The organism is Constantimarinum furrinae (assembly GCF_014295415.1).
Lineage (GTDB): Bacteria > Bacteroidota > Bacteroidia > Flavobacteriales > Flavobacteriaceae > Constantimarinum > Constantimarinum furrinae.
In genome coordinates this window covers 1727686-1751063 of sequence record NZ_CP052909.1, presented here as the reverse complement: position 1 = coordinate 1751063, position 23378 = coordinate 1727686, and the positions used below count along the sequence as shown (strand labels likewise).

Below are 23378 nucleotides of genomic sequence, written 5' to 3'. Positions count from 1 at the left end.
ATTCAAATGAGAAAAATAATATTGATTTTTACATTACTAACAATTAAAATTAATATCTCTTATGGACAAATAATAGACATGCATATGCATAGCTATACAGATAAAGACTTTTGGGTCGGAACAGCACGAAATGGACTTGAATCAAGTAAGTCAGCTAAAGAAACATTAGAGCAAACTATTCAAAAAATGAATGAGCATAACATTGTATATGCAGTAGTTTGTGGCTCAATCGAAAGTATAGAACTCTATACCAAAACGGACAAAAGATTTATTCCTGCATATCAAGATTATGAGGAAGGGCTAATACCTATAGATAAATTTGAAGATTATATAAAATCTGGAAAAATAAAAGTTTTCGGAGAAGTAATGGCTGTTTACAAAGGTAAAACACTTGCTGACCCAATTTATCAACCATATTTAGCTGTTTGCGAAAAATATGGAGTTCCTGTTGGATATCATTCAGGAGGAAGTTTCCCAAATGCACAACAGTTTGGATGGCCAAATTACAGAATTAGTCTTGGAGATCCTTTTTTGATTGAAGATGTTTTGGTGAAATTCCCCAAGTTGAAATTATATCTAATGCACGCTGGAGAAAACTTCTATGAAAACACTTTGAGAATGATGGATGGATATCCAAATCTTCATACAGATTTAGGAGTAGAAATGTGGTTGCATCCTATGACCAAAGACTTTGCTGTAAAATTTTTGCAATCAGCAAAAGAATACGGATTTCTTGATAGAGTAATGTTCGGTTCTGACCAAATGGTTTGGCCAGATGCAATTACAAATTCGATTGACTTTTTAAACGATTTAGACTTTTTAACGAAAGAAGAAAAGGAAATGATATTCTATAAGAATGCGAAGAAGTTTTTGAGTATCGAAGAATAATATTAAACTGAAAAAGGCAACTGCCAACAACGTATAACGACAATGGTTAGTTTCTAAATGAATTAGTATTCCTACGCTTAATTAACTACTTTTAATTCCGACAAAACTCGATTGCGGCTAATCCATAGCTGCTGAATCGCACGCATCGCAAAGCGATGCTGCCAACATTTGCTATCGCAAATTTTTGACACGCCGAGCCAGCCGCCAAACCGCCACACGAGCATTATACGAAACCGTTGTGCTTCATTATTTTAACTACCTAATTCAATTAAAATCATATCTTTAGAGAAACTAACTTCTAATGATAAAATTCTTTAGAAAAATTAGACAAAATTTACTTGCAGAAGGCAAGACTGGAAAGTATTTTAAATACGCCATTGGAGAAATTATACTTGTTGTTATTGGGATTTTAATTGCTCTTTCGATAAACAATTGGAATGAAGCAAGAAAAACAAGAAATAAAGAAGTGTCTTATTTGACCAATATTAAGAGTGATTTAGAATTGACTAATTCAGAAATTGACCAATATATTTCCTCTCGAAATCAACGTGCAAATGCTGCAAATAGTGTTCTTGAACATTATAATGGAAAACCTATATCAGATTGGAATGAATTTAACAAACATACAATTGATGTATATACTTGGCAACGGTTTTATCAAATAGATAATACATTTCAAGAGTTAATGAACTCTGGAAATTTTGAAATTATTTCTAATGATTCTATAAAAAACGGTTTGCTTACAGTTAACCAACTTTATAAAAAGCTCAAATATTCAGAAGATCATTTCCGGTATGACGCAGAAATAACCTTGTACGAACCATCATACCGAATGACTGACATTTATTCGTTATCTAATAATTATTTCTTTCAAAAATCAAACGGACAGAATGGAAATTTGGGAAATTTGACTGAGAATGACTTTAAGGAAATGTTGAATGACCAAACACAAAAAAATGGATTTGCATTTGCAGCTATGTATTTCAAGGGTTGGAATAGCCAACTATTGAATATAAAAGAGAAAAATGAGAAAATTATTGATTTAATAAATAAGGAAGTGAAAAAATAACGAAAGCACAACAACGTATAATGCGTATGGCTAGTTCGAGGGTTATTTCCAATAGATTTCCCACAATTTACTATCTTCACCTCTGACCAAACTCGAACGCGGCTTGCATGTCTTCCTATCGCTCAAAAGAGCTCACCGGAGACAGGGCTCTGAATCGCACGCATCGCAAAACGATGCTGCCAACATTTGCTAACGCAAATTTTTGACACGCCGAGCCAGCGCCGCAAACCGCACCAAGCGATAGCCAGGACCGTTGGCATTCATTTGAAAAAATACTAAATTGAAAACATTTCCTAAATTTATACTTTACATCACAATTCTTTTTTGCCATTGCAAATCCCTAGCACAAAATCTCGTGGATGAAGAAAAGCTAAGAGATATTGATTGGCTGCTTACAGAAAAAGTTGAATATGGATTTTCAGGTAGTGTTTTAATAAGTGAAAATGATAATGTAATGTTTGCTAAAGGTTACGGACTGGCGGACAGAGAACATAATAATCACAATACTGAAAACACAAAGTTTGAGATTGCTTCGGTTACCAAATTGTTTACCGTTGTTTCAATCCTTCAATTGGCTGAAAGAGGTAAACTTTCTTTGAACGATAAAATTGACAAACATCTTGGGAATTTCAATACTCCAAAGAATCAGGCAACAATAAACCATCTATTGCTACATACTGGTGGATTAGTCCCAAGAGGATTTGAACTTGATTATAATACAAGAACGGGCTTTGTGCAAAGCGTGAAAAATGCCCCAGTTGAATCAATTCCTGGAGAAAAATACAGATATACGAATGCAGGATATACCTTACTCGCAGCTATAATAGAAGAAGTAAGCCAAATGCCATATGAAGATTATTTGAGTGAAAATATTTTTAAGCCCTTAAACTTGACCAATACAACCTTCGGCTTTGAAGATTCACTGCAAAATGTAGCCAATGGATATGCTGGAAATACAATTGATTCACTAGAACTGTATAAAACCCCAGAATACGTTTGGGGAGACAGAGGTCCAAGTGGGATAATCACCAATGTGACCGATTTAAATAAATTTCTAAATGGTCTTGACAACAATAAATTACTGGGAAGTGCCTATTTGCAAAAAATGTATTCTGAACAAATGGAAGGAGAGGCCTACGGGTTTCACATAATTGACAGACCAGATATTGGAAAAGTGTTGGCGCGAGGGGGTGGTTTACGTAATTTTGAAAGTCAAATTGCTTGGTACAAAATCCAAAACATTAAAGTAATCATACTAATCAACAATCATCTTAGAACCCGTCAACCCATTTGGGATGGGATTGAAAAAATATTGTTTGAATAGAAAACTAAGGCTAACCTTGGCTAAAAAAATAGGGCGGATAAGGGTTTCCGAAAGGTTTGTCTATTTAACAAACGTCTGGTTCGGTGGACTGCTAATCGCTCCGTAATGCTCTACGTTTCTTAGTCGAGACCGTTTGCTAACATTCAAAAAAAAAATAAATGAACTTGAAAGAGCTTGAAATAAACAAGTCAAACGCAGAAATTACGTATAATGATTTGCTATGTTGTCAAGAATGGAAAGAAAAAAGACAAGAAATATTTAAACGAGATGAATTTAAATGTTCTAACTGTAAAAGGAAAAGAACTTTTAAAATGTGGTCTGGGGGCAAAGCAATGTATTTTGAATTGAATAAGATTGAACCACAAGAAAATGAAAGTCTTATTAGATCTAAAGAACCAATCAATCTCGAAGTCCACCATAATTACTATATTTTAAATAATTTCCCTTGGGAATATGATGACATAGCATTAATATGTGTTTGTAGAGAATGTCATCAAGAAATACACGACAATAATAAAATTCCCGTTTGGGATCAAAACAAGCTGAATATGTTGGAATTTGGTCCTTGTGATAGATGTGTTGGAAAAGGATATTTAAAAGAATATAAACATGTAGAAAATGGAAGATGTTTCAAATGTAGCGGCTCAGGGTATAATTTACCTTTTAAATTTAAACCTAGGACATGAACGTTAGCAAACAACGGCTATCGCTAAGAGCTGCCGCTAAGTAAGTTGATTCGCTTTCCTTCAAAAGTATTATCTTAACTTCCGAAAAAACAAACAAACGGCGCATCCGATGCTGCTAAATCGCACGCTTCGCAGAGCGAAGCTTTCAACAAACGCTAACGCGTTTTGTTGGCACGCCAATTCAGCGCCGCAGACCGCCACACGAGCATTATACGAAACCGTTGGCGTTCATTAATATATAATTCATGAAAAAATTAGTATTTACACTTTGTATCTTATTTTCCATTGTAAGTTGTGATTCAGAGAAAACTGAATTAACAATTGATTACAGTTCAGATTTAAAAGAAATAAATAAAACTATAAAGGATTGGGATATTGCGTGGGAAACGAAAGATTTGAATTTAGCTATTAAACATTATTCTGACTCAACTGATTGGACCAATGCTTTCGGAGCAAGAGTTCAATCTAAAGAGGAGTTGAAAGAATTGCTTAACCGAATCTTCAACATGGATTTTGTTATGTCTGGTGAGAATAATTATGGTCAAAACGAAATAAACTTTATAAACGATAAAACTGCAACAGTAAGATCACAAAATATTAGGAAAAATCAAAAATGGCCTGATGGATCTAAAATGGATGACAGAGTCATTAATCACTTACGCATCTATCAAAAATTCAATGATGTTTGGCTAATTACAGATCATATGATAAGTCAAGCATGGCCGAGACAATCGAATTAACGAAACGCCAACACCGCATATAATACAGCTCTTAGTTGGTTAATAGAATTGTATTTCTTACAAAAAAGACTATTTTTAACTAACCAAAAAAAACAAACAATCGGCTTTGCCTTGCTCCGAAACGTACGCTGCCACGCGAAAGACTTTGGTAGGTTTTCTGGCCGAAGATGCCGCAGGCGCACCGTACCATAACCTTGACCGTTGACACACATTCTAAAAACCACAGGCGATGAAAAAAACGAAATTTTATTTATTCATTGTTTTATGCCTTAATTTTTTGCATGAAACTAATTCGCAATCTGTTTCCAATGATTTAATTATTCTTAGAAATGTGACAATTATTGATGGTAGAAATAATTTTATGCCAAATATGGATATCCTTATTAAAGGCTCAAAAATTTCAAGCTTACGAAAAAGTGAAAACCACTCGTATGCGGACTCCATACAAGTTTATAATCTATCAGGCAAATTCGTGATTCCGGGTCTTATCGATAGCCATGTACATCTAGGACAGTTGGGAATCCATGAATCATCCGACAGAACCCACCAAGAATTTCGCAAATGGCTCTATAACGGTGTAACTTCAGTTCGTGAAATGAGCGGAGATGCCCGACTAATTGCTTATGAAAATAGACTGATCGCAATTGGTAAAATCCCCGGTCCTGATATCTATTATTCTGTTAATTACGGAAGTCCTGATATGGTTAAAAAAGATCTCAGGCAGAAGAAACAATCCCTTGGTACTACCAACGAAAAGGTTTCATGGTTTCAAGAAGCCTATCCTGGAATGGATATAATACGAAGCATAGCGAGAGCCAAGGGAACTGGAGCCACTGGCATTAAGATTTATGCCGGTGTTGATGCTAAAGTAATAGCACAACTTTCAGAAGAAGCTCATAAACAAGGATTAAAGTCATGGAGTCATTTGACGGTCTTTCCGGACCGACCATTAGATGTAGTGAAGGCAAATGTGGACGTGGTTTCTCATGTTTGGGGAGCAATTTGGCAAGATCCAGATGTTGACCCTTCTTTAAAGGTCCCTTTTACACATACGTCCTTCCAAGAAGCGAGAAATGCAATTTTTCCACAAGATTTGTCACTATTAAATGCCGATGACCCTCAAGTGGCTTTACTTTATGAGGAAATGATTAAAAGACAAACCATTTGGGACGCTACTTATAACATAAAAAGTTCTGAGAAAAGAAATTTATATAAAAAATTCCTTGTGGAAGCCAGTAAAATGGGCGTATCGTTTAGCACCGGAACTGATATACATAATGATCCAGAATCGCCATTTCCGAGTTTGTTCGATGAGATCGAAGCCTTAGTAAACGACGGAATTCTGTCAGAAGCAAAAGTAATTGAGGCTGCAACCTTTCATGGTGCATTGGCCATTGGAATTGAATCTACCCATGGAAGCATTGAAGAAGGTAAGACGGCAAATTTAGTTGTCTTATCCAAAAACCCTTTAGAAAACATTGAAAATATTCGAAGTGTAGTGACTGTTTTTAAGAATGGTAAAGAATATAAAAAGTCGGAATAGAAACGTATATCAGCAACTTGTATAATTCATACTACGTCTCCACTCCATTTTGAATTACTATCTTCAATCATCTGATTTGCTACTTCTATAAATCCTGCGGAGTCTCTGCCATACAACTCATCCACAAATACGTTGTGCTTCATTATTTTGAAATTTCCGTTTCAAATTTAAAATCATACATTTAGAGAAACTAACCTCTAATGATAAAATTCTTCCGGAAAATTCGACAAAGATTATTGACTGAAAACAAATTCAGTAGATATCTACTCTATGCTAGTGGTGAAATTATTCTAGTAGTAATTGGAATTTTGATTGCTCTTCAAATTAATACCTGGAACCATGAGAGGCTAAATGAAAAAGAAAAAAAAGAATTACTTGCCAAACTACATTCTGAATTTAAAGCAAATAAAAAAGAATTAATTAATAACCGAATTCGTGAAAATAGCGCAATAAGTTCAAGTGTAGTACTTATGAACTTGATAGGTGCATCCGAAAAAGAACTTTTACAACATAATTTAGATAGTTTACTTTTTGAGTCTTTCCCTTCAAATGAACTAGCCTTTTCAAATAATGCAGTCAATAACATTATACAGAATGGACGACTAAACTTATTTGAAAACTCCTCAATTAATGAACTACTTAATCAATGGAATTCATTGGAAGAAATTCGAAAAGTGCGCATTGAAAAGCTTGATTCTTGGAATAATGAACAACTATTACCTTATTTATTAGATTATATATCCTTTAAAGAAATGGACAGTAATGCAGGTTATATGTGGACGGGTAAATCTAAAGTTAAACCGAATTATTATCCATTATTCCAGAGCATTAAATTCGAAAATTTACTAGATAATTCCTTATGGCTTCATCAAAACATAATTGATAGACTTTATGAAGCTGAAAAACTTGTAGATGAAATAATTAAAACTACCAATCCTGAAAAACTTGAATAATTCCTTTAAGGAAAGAAATATTTAGCCAATAACGAAAGCACAACAATGGCTATAAGTAATTACTTCGTTGTGGATTAGGTTGATTGGATTTCCTGCAAATTAACTATCTTAACTTCCGAAAAAGATCGAACGCGGCTTGCATGGCTTCCTTTAGCTCAAACGAGCTCGTTGGAGACAGGACTGCTGAATCACACGCTTCGCAGGCGAAGCTTCCACCCACGCCACCGGCGTGGTTTGGCACAGCTACACGCATCGCCAACCACAACGCTTCATAACTAGGACCGTTGGTTGCAAAGTGGAGAAAATTTTTGACTGGAATAAAAAAACAAATTATTAGGAAGGATTGAAAAATTTAAATCGAAATCTATGAACCAAAATCAAATCATTTTTTTATTCGTCTTAAGCGCTTTCTTAGCTCACCCAATCTTGAAAGCTCAAGAACCAGTTTCACCAAATGGCAAATTTACCAATGTACATGGAGCTAAAATTTACTATGAAGAATACGGAGAAGGTGAACCATTGATTTTACTTCATGGTTTCGGCAGAACGGCATCAGATTGGCAATTTTTCATTCCAGATTTATCCAAGCATTACCGCGTAATAGCATGGGATATGCGTGGGCATGGACGTTCAACCAATCCAGATACTAGTGTGGTTTTTCATCATGCCGTTGCCGCACAAGATTTACTATCTCTTATGGATATTTTAAAAATTGAAAAAGCAAAGGTAATCGGACATAGTAGTGGAGGAATTATAATACTATATGCAGCTACGATGCAGCCAGAACGGTTTGATGCAATTGTGCCAATAAGTGCACAAATGTATTTCAGTTCGCAAACTCGTGAATTTATTAAAGAGAATGCAAAGCCCGAATCATATTATAAATTTAACGACGGAGAAAAACTGCACGGAAAACTTAAAGGTATGTTGATTGCTAATCAATTCTATAATTTTCATAAACTAAAAGGAGACCCAGCAATTACTCCAGATCAATTAGCAACCATTAAAGCGCGTACCCTAATTATCCATGGCGACAACGATTTTGTTCCAGTTGCTCAGGCATGGGAAATGTTTAACAGTATTCCTAATGCCCATCTCAACATTGTACCAAATGGATGGCACTTGCCCCAGAATGGGCCTTTAAATGGTGCAGATTTTTTAAGAAGAACCTTAGAGTTTTTAAAGGGTGATTGGAACGAAGGATTTTCTCCCAAATAATTGTAGTGCTTTCGAAATAAAATTCAGTTCTAGCGCATAGATACTTAATCTCATTTCACTTACACGACTTTACAATTTATATTGGTAGAAATGAGTTTAACTATTAAATAAGACGCCCAGAAAATAACACAGGTAACAATTCAGCGGTAAGATGGCGAATTGATTGAAATGTCCTACTTAAAAATGCTTTCTTAACTATCTGTAAAGTAACCAAAGCTTCTTGGCCATCGCACCGAAACGAACGCATCACAAAGTGATGCTGCCAACATTTGCTGCCGCAAATTTTTGACAGGCCAATCGAGCCGCCGGACTGCCATACGAGCATCATACAAATGCGTTGGCTGTATTTTCCCTCATGTAACAATTTTCAAATATTATCGTCTATGATGAAAATCATCATATGAAGTCAAAAATATTATTTGCCGTCATCGTCTTAAACTTAGTGATATCAGGGATTTTATTGTTTAAATATCAAGAACTAAAAAATTCTAACAGAAATGATTCAAACGATATAATTACCGCTAGAGCAATTATTATAGTGGACTCTTTAGGAGTAGAAAGAGCAATTATTGGAGCACATTTACCAGACCCTACTTTTCATGGGTACCGAGTTCCGCGCGGTGGGTCAGTTTCTGGTTTAATGTTGTATGATTCAGAAGGACAAGAAAGAGGTGGCTACGTTACTGACGATGTCTATGGAAATATTTTTTTAACTCTAGATTCAAAAGTTTCACAACAAGCACTTTTCATTTCTGAACCGCAAGGAGGAGCGACTATGCAGGTTTGGGGTAGAAATAACAATAAGATAAGTATAGGTGCATATGAAGACACTATTGACATTGATTTGAAGTTAAACGGAAGACAAATAAAATTGAATAGAAATGAATAAGGTCTCAACACTCATCATTCTTTCCTGTTTGATTTTGATTTGTATGAGTTGTCATCAAAATAAAAAAGAGAACAACAAAAAGCTTACTGCAATTAATCCGTTGGCTTATACTAGCGTAATCTACACTTCACATAAAGACACAGTATTAGTTTCCACATATTCGGGCAGAATCGCAAGAAGAATTCAAAATGATGATTCTGAGTACGTGATCGCAACAATTAATGATGAAATTTATGCAATGGCATACTCGAATAAACGAAACGAAATAATTGTAGCCACACTAAATTCTGGCATCCTTATATTAAACAACGGTAATGGTAAAATCATAAGAAAATTATCGGTGGAAAATGGCTGGACCAATTGGATAGAATTTACCAAGGACGAAAATTATTTATTTACAACGGATGTTAAAGGGATGAACCATATATGGGACGTTACTAACCACTATTCAAGAATACAATTACCTGATTCATTTTTAGACAGAAAGCTAAGTCTCTCAGATGAGTCAGGTAAGTTCTATTTTTCCTCACAGGATAAGACATTTATATATAACCATCAAACCGAAGGTGTAGAGGATACTTTAACTATAAATGGACATCGTGCGGTTGATGTAGATAATCAGGGAAATTTACTATTGTTAAATCATAATGAGTGTATACTTTTCGATAAAAACAAAGATTCTGTAGTGATTAAAGTTTCCCACCCAAATTGGATATATTTTAAACCAAATGGGGAAGTACTGGCAGAAATACCATTATCGATGAAATTAACAAAAGCAAAGTTTTCAAAGGATAAGGTATATACAGCGGGCATAGATAGGTCAATAAGAGTTTGGGACAAGAAGACGGGATTACTCCTTGAAAACTGGACTGGGCATAAAGCAACTATCAGCGATATGCAAATTTCAAAGAACAAAAACCAGTTAGTTTCAGTTGACCTAAAAGGTATTATCAAATTCTGGGACTTGGAATAAAATCTATAAGGAACAATAGCAACCATTCAGCGATACCGCTCAACTAATTTTAAATTCATACATTTAAATTAGCAAAATAGATTCTGATAAAACTCAGAAGCGGCTCTTCCGGCGCAGCTTAATCGCAAATTTCGCAGGTGAAGCTTCCACCCACGCCACAGGCTTGGTTTGGCAGAACCGATTCAGCCGCCACTAACCACAATCGTTAACCGAAACCCTTGTGTTTTACTTGATCAAGAACAATGACAGAATTCTGGGAAACAGCATTTAATGACAAAAAAGAAATGTGGGGAATGAACCCTACAGCATCTGCGGAATTGACTAAAGACTTCTTCCTGAAAAAATCACTAAAAAATATCCTAATTCCGGGAATTGGATATGGACGAAATGCGCAACCTTTTATCACAAACGGAATAAATGTAACTGGAATTGAGATTTCAAAAACGGCTATTGAACTCGCAAAAGTACATTTTGGAAATAAATTGACCATTTTTCACGGTTCAGTAACCGAAATGCCATTTGAAAACAAAAAATATGACGGAATTTTTTGCTATGCGCTGATTCATTTGTTAGACAGTAATAAACGGAAAAAACTAATTCAAGATTGCTACAACCAACTGACCGAAAATGGATTTATGATTTTTACTGCCATAACTAAAAAAGCAAAGAATTTTGGAAAAGGAAAACTAATAGAAATAGACCGTTACGAATTTCACGAGGGAGCCAAAATATTTTACTATGACCATGAATCTGTGAAAACAGAATTCAATGACTTTGGTCTTTTTGAAATAAACGAAGTAATTGAAAGTCAGCCAATGTATTTAATAAAATGCAAAAAGAATTGAATAAATACTGCACACCACTATTTGTAACCGCAAATTCTAAATGAGTAATAGAATTAATTTTCCTACTTTTAAATTTAAATATTAGGTTCAGGTAAATCTCAAAGACGTTTTTACATGTCTTCCTCTTGCTCAAAAGTGCTCATTTTAGCCAGGGCTGCCAAGTCGCACGTCCTGCAGTTGGCTTCGCTGCACTTCTGGGCTTCACTCAAGCGCTACCGAAGTGTATTGGCGCCCCAACGAATCATCGCAGATCACACCGAGCAATAGCCTGTGGCGCTAAATACAATTTAAAAATAATTTGAAATGACAGCAATAAAGTATCCTAAATCATTTTCACACATTGGAATAACCGTTCCTGATATTCACAAAGCAGTAGAATTTTATCAAAGTATTATGGGATGGTATGTGATAATGCAACCATCTACAGTAAAAAAAGAAAATGATACAGCTATTGGGCAGATGTGTATTGATGTTTTTGGCGAGAATTGGGAAGAATTCGAAATCGCTCATATGTCAACTTCCGACGGCATTGGAATTGAACTTTTTTCGTTTCCAAATGGCAAAAAAGAAGCTCCAAAATTTAATCCGTTCAACACAGGACTTTTCCACTTCTGCGTCCAGGACCCTGACATCGAAAACTTGACAAAAAAAATAGTAAAAGCCGGTGGCAAGCAAAGAATGCCTATTCGGGAATATTATCCAAATGAAAAACCCTATAAAATGGTTTATGTGGAAGACCCATTTGGCATCGTATTTGAAATTTATACTCACAGCTACGAATTGACATATTCATCAGGTGCATATCAGAAATGAAAACCGTGAACAACAACGGCTATGTAATTGCACGTTGGTAAATTTATATATTGATTCACATTTAATTTCCATAATAGGTTTTCATAAATCCGCGTAGCGATGCATCCGGTGCTGTTCAATCGCACGCCCTGAAGCAGGTTACGCTTCACTTAAGGGTTTCCACATACGCCACAGACGTGGATTGGCGCAGCGCGTACCCGCCATTGAATTGAAAATAGGTATGCCAGCAATGTATAGAGTTCATTGTGTCTGAACTATTTAATCGCAAAATCATATTGATTTTCCACACCAAGCCTTACACCCAAACATTGTGTTATGTACTAAAAGAAGTTAATTACTTTTTATACTTTTAAAATTATATACTGTGTAGCTTTATTAATAAAAACAAGTAGCATAAATGCATGAAATAATAACCACAATTCTATTCTTAATTGCCGTAATCGACCCACTAGGTTCTGTACCCGTATATTTGGAAGCAACAAAACAATTGGAAAAAAAGCATAGAAAAAAAGTTGCCATTAGAGCATCTGTAATTGCATTTTTCATTCTTTTACTCTTCATTGTGGTTGGACAAATTGTTCTTGAGGGCATGGATGTTTCACTTGATGCATTTCAGATCTCCGGTGGAGTAATTTTATTTTTATTTGCACTTACAATGATATTCGGAGATGGTAAACCAGAATCAGAAAAACATCTCATCACCGATTATAAGCATGTTACTATATTTCCAGTTGCGATACCCTCGATTGCTTCTCCGGGAGCAATAATGGCTGTAGTTTTAATGACCGACAACAACCTATATACTTTTTCACAACAAGCCATGACAACCGTATTAGTATTTGTTGTGATCACAGCTACTTGTTTTTTATTATTAATAGCCAATAAAGTTAAGGAGCGAGTTGGAGAGTATGGAATCACTGTTGTAAGTAAAATTATGGGACTAATCCTGGCATCATATGCCATTCAAAGTATATTATCGGGATTAAAAGGTTTCTTTGTCATATTGGAATAGACGACTTCACACAAAAATCTATAATTCAAAGCATTATAGTTAAGTTAATTGATTCGTATATCGTCAAAAGTAGTATCTTAACTACCGAAAAAATAAACAAACGGCTTATCCGGCACCAATGAATCGCACGCCTTGAAGTAGATTACTCTTCCCTTATGGGCTTGCATCAATTTCTAACGGAACGTTCCGGTACCGCAGATTGAGCCGTCCGTCTTCTTCACTAGCAATATTTGAAGTTCTCGTGCTTTATCATCTCAAAAATTCCAATTGATTAATTATCATATCTTTAGAGAAACTAACCTCTAATGATAAAGTTCTTCAGAAAAATTCGCCGCAGATTGATGAAAGAAAATAAGTTCAGTAAATATCTGCTTTACGCAATTGGCGAAATCGTGCTTGTAGTGATTGGAATATTGATCGCATTGCAGATTAATAATTGGAATCAAGATCGCATCGTAAAAAAACATAACTACATTATTCTTCAAAATCTAAATGAAGAGTTTAATGAGAACCTAATTGAATTAGACTCAAGTATCAAAAGATTAGACGATGTAATTGAAGGATTGGATACATTACTCCTTTTAATGAGAACTCAGGATATTACTTTAACTCATCGTGAGCTGGACAAGCTTTTGAACAAAACGTTCTGGATGCCAAACTGGAGCCCTAGCTCCTTTGTTCTTGTGGAATTAAAAAGTTCGGGTGGTCTATCTAAATTAAAGAGTAGAAACTTAAAATCCTTACTTTTTAAATGGGAAAGAGAATTTGAAAATTTGGATAATAACAAAGGTATTTTTCAACAATACGGGGCTGAATATATTGAATTTATTACCAAAAATGGTTCAGTTAGAAATATAGATGCCCTAACAGAAAGCACTAATAACCTTCTACAATCAACGATAGCCGAAAACAGTCCTGAGCTATTAAAGAATCCTGAATTTGAAAATAGAGCAGACAATTTTTATTTCCTTGCTGTAAGATCAAAATCATATTTTCAGTCACTCAGAGATTTAATGAAAGATATAATTGAAGTATCAAACACCGAATTGAAACAATGAATAATTTCTTTAGAAAAATTAGACTAAATCTACTTTCAGAAGGCAAAACCGGGAAGTATTTGAAATATGCCATTGGTGAAATCCTCTTAGTCATTATTGGTATTTTAATTGCCCTTCAAATTAATAATTGGAATGACAAAAGAATCGAAAGAAATGAATTAAATCTTTCTTTACATTCTATGATAGAAGAATTGAATCAGAATATAAAGTTCTTAGAAACAGAAAAAAAAGACAAACAAGAAAGATTACTCACAATAGAAAGTTTCAAAGATGTAGCTGGTTCAGATCAAGACCCAAGGAATATTGTATTTGCAATCGGTGACGAAGTTAAATCAAAAGAGTTTAACACAGTTTATCAAACACTAAAAGACGAAAAAAAAATTCGCTTAATCCAATCCTCAGAATTACGTGATCAAATAACGACTTTTTATGAATATGAGCTAGCCGGTATTACCGATTTCAATACCTGGCATGACAAGTTTGTTAGTGAGATTATTGACCCATATTTTCTTGAGAATATTCCTTTATCCAATAACATTGAAATCGATCCTAATGTCATAAATGAATTTATTAACCAATCAAAATTTAAAAATATTCTCGCTTCTCAAGAAACTATATATATGAGCTATGTGTCTTTGAATGAAAAGGTGACCCAATTGGCTAAAGATCTCAAATCAACACTATCTTCTCTTTCGAATAAATAACTAGTGTACAGCATCGCATATGACCTAGGGTTAAGTTGAAACTGATTTACACCGGCCGTCCATAACTAGATGTCAGTACACGATAATTAAATGAATACGGTATTAATAGGCTCCGGTTAGACCTTAATAATCATATCATAATTGGCTGCAGTGGCCATCACTTTATCGATTACTGCCGGAGCAAGCGATTTTTCAATGGCATTTTCTTCAGTTTCAGAAACTCCAATATCCTCGAAAAAAGATCTAAACCCTTTTGGACTATGAATATTAATCCACTTACATGAAGTATCACTTTTATTAGAAAATGTGTGTAAGGTATTTGGAGGAATGTCGATAGATTCGCCGGCCTTTAAAACCTTAACTTCCCCGTTCACAAAAAATTCCATTTCTCCCTCTATTATGAGAAATGATTCTTTAAAGGAATGGTGTAAATGCGGTGGGGGTCCTTGAACCTTTGACGGTGTTTCTGCTACCATTAGATCAAAATCACCTGAACTGTCGTGGGGTGTGATTTTATGACCTAAGAGCCATTTCGTGTCTGCTGAATTCATTTTATGAGATTTTTGTCTCACAAACATATCATTTTATTTTTACTGAAGCAAATTTTATAAGATATTTGTCTCATGACTAAAACCTATACAAGTACCGGTAGAACCAACCAAAAATTAGAAACCAGGAAATTAATTTTAAGAACTGCGCAAACGTTTCTAAATAAAGGATTGGACTTCAATCTTGAAGATATCGCTAAAGAAGCAGGAATCTCAAGAGCGACGGTGTACAGATATTTTTCCAATATCGATATTCTGGGAGCGGAGGCCGGCTTGGATATTAGCACTAAGGATCCGCAGGATATTTATGAAGATTTAAAAGGAAAAGAATTCGAACAAAAAGTACTGGGGATACAACAGTATTATAATAAGCTCGCCGTAGATCATGAAAAGCTATTTCGAAAATATTTAAGCACAGTGTTGAATTCAAATACTTCCATACCCAAAAGAGGAGCCAGACGTAAAAAAACTTTGAAATTAGTACTTGATGACAGTAATTTTTCAAGTGATGAAAAGCAAAAACTAGCGAATTTACTCACAATATTTATGGGTATAGAACCGCTTATTGTGACAAAGGACGTCTGTGGATTAACCAACAATGAATCCGTTGAACTTATGGAATGGGGAATGAAATTACTGTTTAAAGGACTGTCCAATTTAGAAAATGAATAATCAGGTTGTAAGCATCGCATTACAAAAATATCGCTATTTATAATACATTTCTCGTTGTTTCATATTGATTTCTCACAATTCACTATATTAACTTCCTAAAGAATGAATTGCGGGCTACCCAAGCTGTTACATGGCACGATTCGTAAACGAATCAGCCGTCCACGCCAAAGGCCGGTTTTGACAAAGCCTCGCATGGCGACAATCGAAATAACTTTTAATCAATGTCATCGGCATTTTTTTTAAAGAGATTATTAAAATGGTTAAATTTCTGAACACCAAGGTTTATTTCTTCTTGTGCATAGGAATTGTTTGTTATTTCTTGAGTATGTATCTATTGATCCTCTTTGAGATCTCTTTTACACCCCTAAATGTTTTTGGTGAGTTAATTACAATTCCACTTTTAATAGGACAAATCGTTCTACTCTTCTGGGGAATTAAAATATATTCATCAAAGAAGGATCATTTGATTTTAGCTGGAATTATAATGGTTTCCCTAAGCACTATATTGACCATCGGCAGTTTTCTCAAATTCATATAAAGGACATCCTAACAGTGAACCAAACGTCTTAATCAACTTTAATTTACCGGCAGTGCAGAACTAATTTAAAATTCATATTTTTAAATCAATAATACAGGTTCTGATTATTTCAAAAAGTAACGTATTCGCTACAACTGAACCGCATACATCTTACATCGATCTTATAATGATGAGAAGTGACAGATGCATCCATCATTTTGACGAATAGAACTTAAGAATCATAAAGATGAATTGGTATAACATTTTAAATAAAATTAGAATTATGAAAAAAACAACGCTATTTCTCTTTTTTATGTGTTTCTCTATTGTAATTCATGCTCAAAGCATAATTGGCGCATGGGAAACCACTTCCGCAACCAAAGGAAATGAAGATCAGATACGAAGTGTAATTATATTCGCGGATGGATACCACGCATTAACTCATTACAATGCCAGCTCGGGTGAGTTCATAAACACAACCGGTGGTAAATGGGAACTTCAGGGGGACAACATGACCCAAATTATTGAGTTTAACACAGAGAATCCCGAATTAGTTGGAACTGAACTAACTTCAAAAGTGATCGTTTCTGACGATCAGCTGTATATGATCGAGAAAGACCTGAAATTTAAAAGGATCGACAGTGGGTCACCGGGTAAATTGCAAGGAGCCTGGTTAATGTCTGGGAGAGTTAGAAATGGAGAAACTCAGTTACGGGATATAAACAGGCCTAGAAAAACCATGAAAATCCTATCGGGAACACGATTTCAATGGATTGCATATAATTCCGAAACAAAGGAATTTATGGGGACTGGTGGTGGAACTTACACTACTGAAAATGGAGAATACACCGAAAACATTGAATTCTTTTCAAGAGATGATTCCAAAGCCGGACTTAGTTTAAAATTCAATTTCCAACTTATAGACGGAAACTGGCATCATATCGGGTTGTCAAGCAAAGGTGACCCCATGCATGAAATATGGAGTGTTAGAGAGTAAGCTTATAAATAGTAAATACGTATAAGGTATCTCCTATTCTACTGAAATTATCTATTTAAATAATAATTAAGTGCCCGGTATGACTTGAAGGGTCATTTAATTCTGAATAATTATTATTATTTACTAATTATTAAAGCAGGTTATTCTGAAGCCCTCTATTTTACGCTAATTTCAATGAAAATTCTGTTGAAATGCGTTTAATTTATCATCTCCTGCTTTCAGTTCTAATTTGTGCCGGATGTTCAAAGGATCCTCCTCATAACACTACCCCTGTAATCCCGAATGGAGGAAATTCAGGTAATCCGGGAATTGGTTCAGCCGGGTATATCGATCCTGTATTTCTACCCTATGTGAATAGTTTCAAGGCCGAAATGCTCTCACGGGGTGTAGGTGTTGATATTACTTCTCTTAGTGTCACCTTTGTAGATGAAATAACAATCGGAGGCGGCGAGCAGTTTTGTGCCTATGCCTTTAATATATTTGGTGGCGGAAACCCAAGAATAGAAATTAAACAAAACGCTCAATGCTGGAATGACCGGACAAATAAAGAGCGTGAAAATCTTATGTATCATGAGTTAGGCCATGCCTTGTTAGGGCAGGTTCATTTCAGTCAGTTACTTCCCAACGGCATGCCCGTTTCTCTCATGTGCAGCTTGGTTTGTAACAATTACCGTGTGTATAACAAATACCAAAGCCAACAACGTTCCTATTATCTGGATCAATTGGTTAATCCCTCTACTCCTCCCCCTACATGGTCGCAGGAAAAGTTCTTTTCAGAAGTAATAACTACCGAAGATTTTGATCTTCCACTTGAGCATTGGGAGTATACGATCGAAAATGACCCTAGAGGAACGATTCCTTATCAATTTTATTTGGAGGATGAACATACTACCTCACCGCCCTATTCGCTGGGGATCTACTCAAACGGAACGGCCACTGAAGAAGGCTATGGCTATTGGTATAAGGATTTCGAGGTATACAATTTTGAATATTGCGCTAACATTGTTTTAAAGGCTAATATCATTACCAATGATCTTTCCAGTGGATATGTTGCTTTGGTGGTGGATTTTATCGAATACGATGGCGCCAATAACCCAGAGCCCTTCGGAAGGTATTCAAACGTGATCCAGGATAACACCAATGGCTTGCAGATCTATGCCGACTTTGAAACGACATCTCTCTGTTTAACTTCCGAAGTGGAAGCAATTAGAGTCTTGTTCTATTTTAAAACGCAAGTAGAGGCTTCTGTGTATCTGGACGATCTTAGAATTGAACTATTTGAATAAAAAAACTCCCTTAAAAATAATAAGGGAGTTGTAATTTTAAAGCTGAATAAAGTCTTACAATGCAGCTACGTGTCGAGACAATTGAGATTTAAGGTTTGAAGCCTTATTAGCGTGAATAATATTCTTCTTCGCTAATCTGTCAATCATTGAAACCACTTCAGGAAACATTTTTTCTGCTTCTTTCTTAGAAGTCAATTCCTTTAGCTTCTTCACAGCATTACGAGCCGTTTTGTGCTGATAACGGTTGCGTAAACGCTTGGTCTCGCTGTTTCTGATTCTTTTTAATGCTGACTTGTGATTCGCCATGTTGCTTTATTTAACTTTGTTTTGTAGTCCGTAGGGGAATCGAACCCCTGTTACCAGGATGAAAACCTGGCGTCCTAACCCCTAGACGAACGGACCATTTATTTTTCAATGCGGATGCAAAAATACAACTATTTTTTAATGCCGCAAATCCAATTAAGATTTTTTGCAAAAAATTTAATACGCTTTTGCAAAAACTACCCTCCTTTTAGAGGGATTCCCTGTAACCATGCAGTTTCCGCTTGCAATTTCTCCCTCAATTGGAATACAGCGAATGGTCGCTTTGGTTTCATTTTTTATACGCTCTTCGGTTTCGGGAGTGCCGTCCCAATGCGCCAGTACAAATCCACCCTTGGTTTTAATTATTTCCTTAAATTCTTCATAGGTTTCTACACTGCGTGTATTATCCCTTCTGTGTTGAATTGCCTTATTGTATAGATTCTTCTGAATATCCTCCATTAGCCCTTTTACTTGCCCCACTACATTTTCAACCGGAACAAACTCCTTACTAAGTGTATCCCTTCTGGCGAGCTCCACAGTTCCTTTCTCAACATCTTTCGGCCCAATAGCAATGCGCACCGGAACTCCTTTCAATTCGTATTCATTGAATTTCCATCCCGGCTTATGTGTATCCCTGTTATCAAATTTAACGCGTATCCCTTCCTTCCGAAGTGATTTCATTAAATCCACAGCAACTTCACTTACCGCATTAAATTGCTCTTCATTTTTATAAATTGGTACGATCACAACCTGATCTGGTGCAAGTTTTGGCGGTAAAACCAATCCGTTGTCATCACTATGAGTCATGATCAATGCCCCCATCAAACGCGTTGAAACCCCCCATGAAGTAGCCCAAACATAGTCCTGACTCCCTTCTTTAGTCGCAAATTTTACATCGAATGCCTTCGCAAAATTCTGCCCCAAAAAGTGTGAAGTACCTGCTTGCAACGCTTTTCCATCTTGCATTAGCGCTTCAATACAATAGGTCTCTAAAGCACCTGCAAATCGCTCGCTTTCGGTTTTCGTTCCTTTCAAAACAGGAACTGCCATATAATTTTCGACAAATTCGGCATATACATTCATCATCTGCTCTGCTTCTGCAATGGCTTCCCGTTCCGTTGCATGCGCTGTATGTCCCTCTTGCCATAAAAATTCAGCAGTACGCAAGAAAAGTCGAGTTCGCATCTCCCAACGAACTACATTTGCCCATTGATTGATAAGCAAGGGAAGGTCTCTATAGGATTGTATCCATTTTCGGTAGGTATCCCAAATAATGGTTTCTGAAGTAGGCCTAACAATAAGCTCTTCTTCAAGTTTCGCATCGGGATCCACAACAATTCCGCTACCGTCTTCGGCATTTTTTAATCTGTAATGAGTAACCACCGCACATTCCTTGGCAAATCCGTCCACATGACTCGCCTCTTTGCTAAAGTATGATTTAGGAATAAATAAAGGAAAATAAGCGTTTTGATGCCCGGTCTCCTTAAACATTCTATCCAGTTCTGCCTGCATTTTTTCCCAAATAGCAAAACCATAGGGCTTAATAACCATACAACCTCTAACTCCCGAGTTTTCAGCAAGATCTGCCTTAACAACAAGTTCGTTGTACCATTTTGAGTAATCCTCGCCGCGAGTAGTTAAATTCTTAGCCATAGTGCGTAGTTTGGCACAAATGTTGTGACTTTGTTAAATATTATTAGTTCTCGGCAAAACTAACTATTTTTATAATGTCCAACAATTAAAATTACTGTAGTTATGCAAACCAAAAATTACGCTATGAAAAGATTTATCCCGGTGATTCTCACGGGGGTGGTCACCCTTTTATTAACCTCTTGTGGCACGTATAACAACGGGTATGGTGAAACAGATGGTATCTATTCATCAGAAAGTGCAACCACAGAAACAGCCGAGTCGACAAACAAGTCAAATTATTACAAACAGTATTTTGAATCAAAAGAGGACGATTACGATAATTTGCCCGAAGAGGATCTAATATTTACCGATATAGAAGCATATAGTACTACAGAAAGTTTGGACGAAGAAGGCTATGTGGTTATCGAAGAATCTGAATATAACGACGGTTATGGTGGTTGGGGAAATAACTCCGAAAACATCACCGTAAACGTTTATAATACTGGTGGATATTACTGGCACAGCCCGTATTGGACCTATTGGGGTTTCTACCCGTATTGGTATAATCCTTACTGGAGCATTGGCTATGGTTGGGGACATCCTTACTGGTATGGATATTATGGGTATGGCCATTTTTACCGACCCTATCCATATTATTATGGGGGTGGATATTATGCCGGCGGTTACTATGGAGGTTATCATAATGGATACGCATCGTACAACCGGGGAAGAAGAAACATAGATTACAATCTTGGCCGCTCATCGTCAAATACACGTAGAAGTTCCTATACTCGAAGTGAGTTAAATCGAAGATCAAACAATAATTCTGTGCGCAGATCTTCTAATAATACCGTAAGAAGAAATTCCAATACGGTGCGTAGAAATTCGGGTACAGACACACGTAGGAATAATTCTGTACGACCTTCAAATACGAGAGTGCAGCGGAATAATTCTTCAACGACTCCTCGTATGAACACGCGTTCTTCGAGCAATCGAAGCTCCGGAACTATGAGAAGTTCGGGCAGTAGCTCGCGATCATCAGGATCAAGAGGTGGCGGTAGTCGCGGCGGTGGAAGAAGAGGCGGCGGACTTTAAAAATCATTCTTAAATCTTTCAATTTTTTTATATGAAAAGAATTCTATTCTTGATCATAGCTGCATGTGTTATGACCAATTCGAACGCACAAGGAATCTCCGACGGACTCCGATACGGAATGGATGAAACTACCGGAACTGCCCGTTTTAATGCGTTGAGTGGAGCTTTTGGCGCATTAGGTGGTGATCTTTCGGCTATGGCAATTAACCCTGCGGGAAGTGCTGTATTTTTGAACAATCACGCAGCCATTTCGATCACCATCTTAGATAAAGAAAGCGATTCTAGGTATTTCAATACACTAACACGAAGCATCGATACCGACGTAAATTTAGGTCAGGCAGGCGGTGTATTTGTCTTTAATAATCCGGACACCGAATCATCCTGGAGAAAATTTACTATAGGGGTGAATTACAACTTAACAAATAATTACGATGATCATTTGTTTATTCAAGGGAACGGAAATACTTCTATAGCCGAATACTTTCTGGCGCAGGCACAGGGAATACCATTAGAACTCTTACAACTACAGAGTGGAGAAAGCATTGCCGATCTATACGCATTTTTAGGACAAACTCAGGGTGTAGCTGCACAAAATGCATTCTTAGGCTTTCAAAGCTTTATTATTGATCCTGTAGATTTTGAAGATCCTATGAACACGCAATATATTTCCAATATAGCTCCGGGTAATTTTAATCAGGAATATTTGTATGCCACTAACGGTTACACCGGAAAATACACCTTAAATGTTGCTACACAATATGGCGATGATTATTTCTTCGGAATAAACCTGAACTCGCATTCAATTGATTATGTTCAACGCACATTTCTATATGAAACGAATAATAACAACGGGAGTCTTGTAAACGAAGTAGGCTTTGAAAACAACCTATCGGTACTGGGCTATGGATTCTCGGCGCAAATTGGTGCAATTGGGAAAATTTCAGATGAGTTTAGATTGGGGTTTACCTATGACACCCCCACCTGGTACGAAATCTCTGAAGAAACCACCCAATACATTGAAGCAACCAGAACCGAAGATGGAAATACTACTACAGAGATCGTTGATCCGAGGGTTTTAAACATTTTTGAAAATTACAATCTGCGAACCCCGGGAAAGTTAACTGCAAGTGCTGCTTATATCTTCGGAAAGCAAGGGCTTATAAGTTTTGACTATTCCTACAAGAATTTTGCTGAAACACGCTTTTCTTCTAATCGCTCTTCCGAATTCGCTCCACTGAATATTACCATTGATAATTCGCTGAAGGCTTCCTCTACGTATAGAGTTGGAGGTGAGTACAGAATAAACCAATTGAGTTTGAGAGGTGGATTTAACTATCAGGAAAGTCCGTATAAGAATGAAACTGTTATTGGGGACACTACCGGTTTTTCATTGGGTTTTGGTTATAATTTTGGGAACTATAATTTTGATGTCTCTTATTCACGAGCCGAACAAAGTAGGAATCAACAACTCTATGATGTTGGATTAACCGATAGTGCAGCTATTGATAGTACCTTTAGTAATATCGTATTTACCCTGGGTTTTAACCTGTAATATTTTCCTGCATTAAACAAAATACCCTGTGATTGGATCACAGGGTATTTTGTTTAATATA

Annotated in this window: 23 protein-coding genes and 1 tRNA gene; 20 read left to right on the top strand and 4 right to left on the bottom strand. The window is 36.2% G+C overall.

All coding sequences use genetic code 11. The features are described from left to right. Positions 1 to 6: 6 nt before the first annotated feature. From ALE3EI_RS07995 to ALE3EI_RS07925, 15 genes are all read left to right on the top strand, one after another. On the top strand, positions 7 to 888 hold the full coding sequence (locus ALE3EI_RS07995) for an amidohydrolase family protein (protein WP_186987760.1): 882 nt from the start codon (positions 7 to 9) through the stop codon (positions 886 to 888). 301 nt (positions 889 to 1189) lie between these two features. Further along, on the top strand, positions 1190 to 1957 hold the full coding sequence (locus ALE3EI_RS07990; RefSeq protein ID WP_186992385.1) for a DUF6090 family protein: 768 nt from the start codon (positions 1190 to 1192) through the stop codon (positions 1955 to 1957). Positions 1958 to 2312: 355 nt separating this feature from the next. After that, positions 2313 to 3281, top strand: coding sequence for a serine hydrolase domain-containing protein (locus ALE3EI_RS07985; protein WP_186987759.1), 969 nt, complete (start codon positions 2313 to 2315; stop codon positions 3279 to 3281). Positions 3282 to 3439: 158 nt separating this feature from the next. Continuing rightward, complete coding sequence (locus ALE3EI_RS07980) at positions 3440 to 3967, top strand: hypothetical protein (RefSeq protein WP_186987758.1); 528 nt, start codon at positions 3440 to 3442, stop codon at positions 3965 to 3967. Positions 3968 to 4212: 245 nt separating this feature from the next. Further along, positions 4213 to 4707, top strand: coding sequence for a Cif family virulence factor (locus tag ALE3EI_RS07975; RefSeq protein WP_186987757.1), 495 nt, complete (start codon positions 4213 to 4215; stop codon positions 4705 to 4707). A gap of 229 nt (positions 4708 to 4936) precedes the next feature. Next, the gene (locus ALE3EI_RS07970; protein ID WP_186987756.1) at positions 4937 to 6250 is read left to right on the top strand and encodes an amidohydrolase family protein; all 1314 of its coding nucleotides are present in this window, start codon (positions 4937 to 4939) and stop codon (positions 6248 to 6250) included. 200 nt (positions 6251 to 6450) lie between these two features. After that, complete coding sequence (locus ALE3EI_RS07965) at positions 6451 to 7203, top strand: DUF6090 family protein (RefSeq protein WP_186987755.1); 753 nt, start codon at positions 6451 to 6453, stop codon at positions 7201 to 7203. A gap of 366 nt (positions 7204 to 7569) precedes the next feature. Continuing rightward, positions 7570 to 8421, top strand: coding sequence for an alpha/beta fold hydrolase (locus ALE3EI_RS07960; RefSeq protein WP_186987754.1), 852 nt, complete (start codon positions 7570 to 7572; stop codon positions 8419 to 8421). 400 nt (positions 8422 to 8821) lie between these two features. Beyond that, positions 8822 to 9310 (top strand): hypothetical protein, encoded by a 489-nt coding sequence (locus tag ALE3EI_RS07955; RefSeq protein WP_186987753.1) that lies wholly within the window; start codon positions 8822 to 8824, stop codon positions 9308 to 9310. Then, a complete protein-coding gene (locus tag ALE3EI_RS07950) occupies positions 9303 to 10283 on the top strand; it encodes a WD40 repeat domain-containing protein (RefSeq protein ID WP_186987752.1) in 981 nt (326 codons plus the stop codon). Before ALE3EI_RS07955 ends, ALE3EI_RS07950 begins: the two co-directional genes overlap by 8 nt. Before the next feature lie 242 nt (positions 10284 to 10525). Further along, positions 10526 to 11128, top strand: a complete 603-nt coding sequence (locus ALE3EI_RS07945; RefSeq protein WP_186987751.1) for a class I SAM-dependent methyltransferase — start codon at positions 10526 to 10528, stop codon at positions 11126 to 11128. Between the two features lie 303 nt (positions 11129 to 11431). After that, positions 11432 to 11941 (top strand): lactoylglutathione lyase family protein, encoded by a 510-nt coding sequence (locus ALE3EI_RS07940; RefSeq protein WP_186987750.1) that lies wholly within the window; start codon positions 11432 to 11434, stop codon positions 11939 to 11941. 397 nt (positions 11942 to 12338) lie between these two features. Continuing rightward, positions 12339 to 12953, top strand: a complete 615-nt coding sequence (locus ALE3EI_RS07935) for a MarC family protein (RefSeq protein ID WP_186987749.1) — start codon at positions 12339 to 12341, stop codon at positions 12951 to 12953. Between the two features lie 341 nt (positions 12954 to 13294). After that, positions 13295 to 14011, top strand: a complete 717-nt coding sequence (locus tag ALE3EI_RS07930) for a DUF6090 family protein (RefSeq protein WP_186987748.1) — start codon at positions 13295 to 13297, stop codon at positions 14009 to 14011. Further along, positions 14008 to 14715: a DUF6090 family protein gene (locus tag ALE3EI_RS07925; RefSeq protein ID WP_186992384.1), complete on the top strand. Its 708-nt coding sequence runs from the start codon at positions 14008 to 14010 to the stop codon at positions 14713 to 14715. Before ALE3EI_RS07930 ends, ALE3EI_RS07925 begins: the two co-directional genes overlap by 4 nt. Before the next feature lie 116 nt (positions 14716 to 14831). Here the strand turns inward: ALE3EI_RS07925 and ALE3EI_RS07920 are convergent, their stop codons facing one another. Beyond that, on the bottom strand, positions 14832 to 15266 hold the full coding sequence (locus ALE3EI_RS07920; protein ID WP_186987747.1) for a cupin domain-containing protein: 435 nt from the start codon (positions 15264 to 15266) through the stop codon (positions 14832 to 14834). Between the two features lie 72 nt (positions 15267 to 15338). On the opposite strand from ALE3EI_RS07920, the gene ALE3EI_RS07915 reads away from it, so the two are divergent. The 3 genes from ALE3EI_RS07915 to ALE3EI_RS07905 all read left to right on the top strand — a co-directional run bounded on the left by ALE3EI_RS07915 (position 15339) and on the right by ALE3EI_RS07905 (position 18735). Then, positions 15339 to 15935: a TetR/AcrR family transcriptional regulator gene (locus ALE3EI_RS07915; protein ID WP_186987746.1), complete on the top strand. Its 597-nt coding sequence runs from the start codon at positions 15339 to 15341 to the stop codon at positions 15933 to 15935. Positions 15936 to 16735: 800 nt separating this feature from the next. After that, positions 16736 to 17449 (top strand): membrane or secreted protein, encoded by a 714-nt coding sequence (locus ALE3EI_RS07910; protein WP_186987745.1) that lies wholly within the window; start codon positions 16736 to 16738, stop codon positions 17447 to 17449. Between the two features lie 191 nt (positions 17450 to 17640). Continuing rightward, positions 17641 to 18735 (top strand): hypothetical protein, encoded by a 1095-nt coding sequence (locus ALE3EI_RS07905; RefSeq protein ID WP_186987744.1) that lies wholly within the window; start codon positions 17641 to 17643, stop codon positions 18733 to 18735. A gap of 54 nt (positions 18736 to 18789) precedes the next feature. On the opposite strand, the gene rpsT is transcribed toward ALE3EI_RS07905, so the two are convergent. From rpsT to proS, 3 genes are all read right to left on the bottom strand, one after another. After that, the gene (gene rpsT / locus ALE3EI_RS07900; protein WP_186987743.1) at positions 18790 to 19041 is read right to left on the bottom strand and encodes a 30S ribosomal protein S20; all 252 of its coding nucleotides are present in this window, start codon (positions 19039 to 19041) and stop codon (positions 18790 to 18792) included. A 24-nt stretch (positions 19042 to 19065) separates the two neighbouring features. After that, positions 19066 to 19137: transfer RNA gene (locus tag ALE3EI_RS07895), tRNA-Glu, on the bottom strand. Between the two features lie 78 nt (positions 19138 to 19215). Then, positions 19216 to 20691, bottom strand: a complete 1476-nt coding sequence (gene proS / locus ALE3EI_RS07890) for a proline--tRNA ligase (RefSeq protein WP_186987742.1) — start codon at positions 20689 to 20691, stop codon at positions 19216 to 19218. Positions 20692 to 20814: 123 nt separating this feature from the next. On the opposite strand from proS, the gene ALE3EI_RS07885 reads away from it, so the two are divergent. Then, the gene (locus ALE3EI_RS07885) at positions 20815 to 21765 is read left to right on the top strand and encodes a hypothetical protein (protein WP_186987741.1); all 951 of its coding nucleotides are present in this window, start codon (positions 20815 to 20817) and stop codon (positions 21763 to 21765) included. A 31-nt stretch (positions 21766 to 21796) separates the two neighbouring features. Beyond that, positions 21797 to 23317, top strand: coding sequence for an OmpP1/FadL family transporter (locus tag ALE3EI_RS07880; protein ID WP_186987740.1), 1521 nt, complete (start codon positions 21797 to 21799; stop codon positions 23315 to 23317). Positions 23318 to 23378: the final 61 nt, after the last annotated feature.

Coding starts and splice junctions, on each gene's coding strand:
- ALE3EI_RS07995 (WP_186987760.1), top strand. CDS start 7: ATGAGAAAAATAATATTGATTTTTACATTACTAACAATTAAAATTAAT.
- ALE3EI_RS07990 (WP_186992385.1), top strand. CDS start 1,190: ATGATAAAATTCTTTAGAAAAATTAGACAAAATTTACTTGCAGAAGGC.
- ALE3EI_RS07980 (WP_186987758.1), top strand. CDS start 3,440: ATGAACTTGAAAGAGCTTGAAATAAACAAGTCAAACGCAGAAATTACG.
- ALE3EI_RS07975 (WP_186987757.1), top strand. CDS start 4,213: ATGAAAAAATTAGTATTTACACTTTGTATCTTATTTTCCATTGTAAGT.
- ALE3EI_RS07970 (WP_186987756.1), top strand. CDS start 4,937: ATGAAAAAAACGAAATTTTATTTATTCATTGTTTTATGCCTTAATTTT.
- ALE3EI_RS07965 (WP_186987755.1), top strand. CDS start 6,451: ATGATAAAATTCTTCCGGAAAATTCGACAAAGATTATTGACTGAAAAC.
- ALE3EI_RS07960 (WP_186987754.1), top strand. CDS start 7,570: ATGAACCAAAATCAAATCATTTTTTTATTCGTCTTAAGCGCTTTCTTA.
- ALE3EI_RS07955 (WP_186987753.1), top strand. CDS start 8,822: ATGAAGTCAAAAATATTATTTGCCGTCATCGTCTTAAACTTAGTGATA.
- ALE3EI_RS07950 (WP_186987752.1), top strand. CDS start 9,303: ATGAATAAGGTCTCAACACTCATCATTCTTTCCTGTTTGATTTTGATT.
- ALE3EI_RS07945 (WP_186987751.1), top strand. CDS start 10,526: ATGACAGAATTCTGGGAAACAGCATTTAATGACAAAAAAGAAATGTGG.
- ALE3EI_RS07940 (WP_186987750.1), top strand. CDS start 11,432: ATGACAGCAATAAAGTATCCTAAATCATTTTCACACATTGGAATAACC.
- ALE3EI_RS07935 (WP_186987749.1), top strand. CDS start 12,339: ATGCATGAAATAATAACCACAATTCTATTCTTAATTGCCGTAATCGAC.
- ALE3EI_RS07930 (WP_186987748.1), top strand. CDS start 13,295: ATGAAAGAAAATAAGTTCAGTAAATATCTGCTTTACGCAATTGGCGAA.
- ALE3EI_RS07925 (WP_186992384.1), top strand. CDS start 14,008: ATGAATAATTTCTTTAGAAAAATTAGACTAAATCTACTTTCAGAAGGC.
- ALE3EI_RS07920 (WP_186987747.1), bottom strand. CDS start 15,266: ATGAATTCAGCAGACACGAAATGGCTCTTAGGTCATAAAATCACACCC.
- ALE3EI_RS07915 (WP_186987746.1), top strand. CDS start 15,339: ATGACTAAAACCTATACAAGTACCGGTAGAACCAACCAAAAATTAGAA.
- ALE3EI_RS07910 (WP_186987745.1), top strand. CDS start 16,736: ATGAAAAAAACAACGCTATTTCTCTTTTTTATGTGTTTCTCTATTGTA.
- ALE3EI_RS07905 (WP_186987744.1), top strand. CDS start 17,641: ATGCGTTTAATTTATCATCTCCTGCTTTCAGTTCTAATTTGTGCCGGA.
- rpsT (WP_186987743.1), bottom strand. CDS start 19,041: ATGGCGAATCACAAGTCAGCATTAAAAAGAATCAGAAACAGCGAGACC.
- proS (WP_186987742.1), bottom strand. CDS start 20,691: ATGGCTAAGAATTTAACTACTCGCGGCGAGGATTACTCAAAATGGTAC.
- ALE3EI_RS07885 (WP_186987741.1), top strand. CDS start 20,815: ATGAAAAGATTTATCCCGGTGATTCTCACGGGGGTGGTCACCCTTTTA.
- ALE3EI_RS07880 (WP_186987740.1), top strand. CDS start 21,797: ATGAAAAGAATTCTATTCTTGATCATAGCTGCATGTGTTATGACCAAT.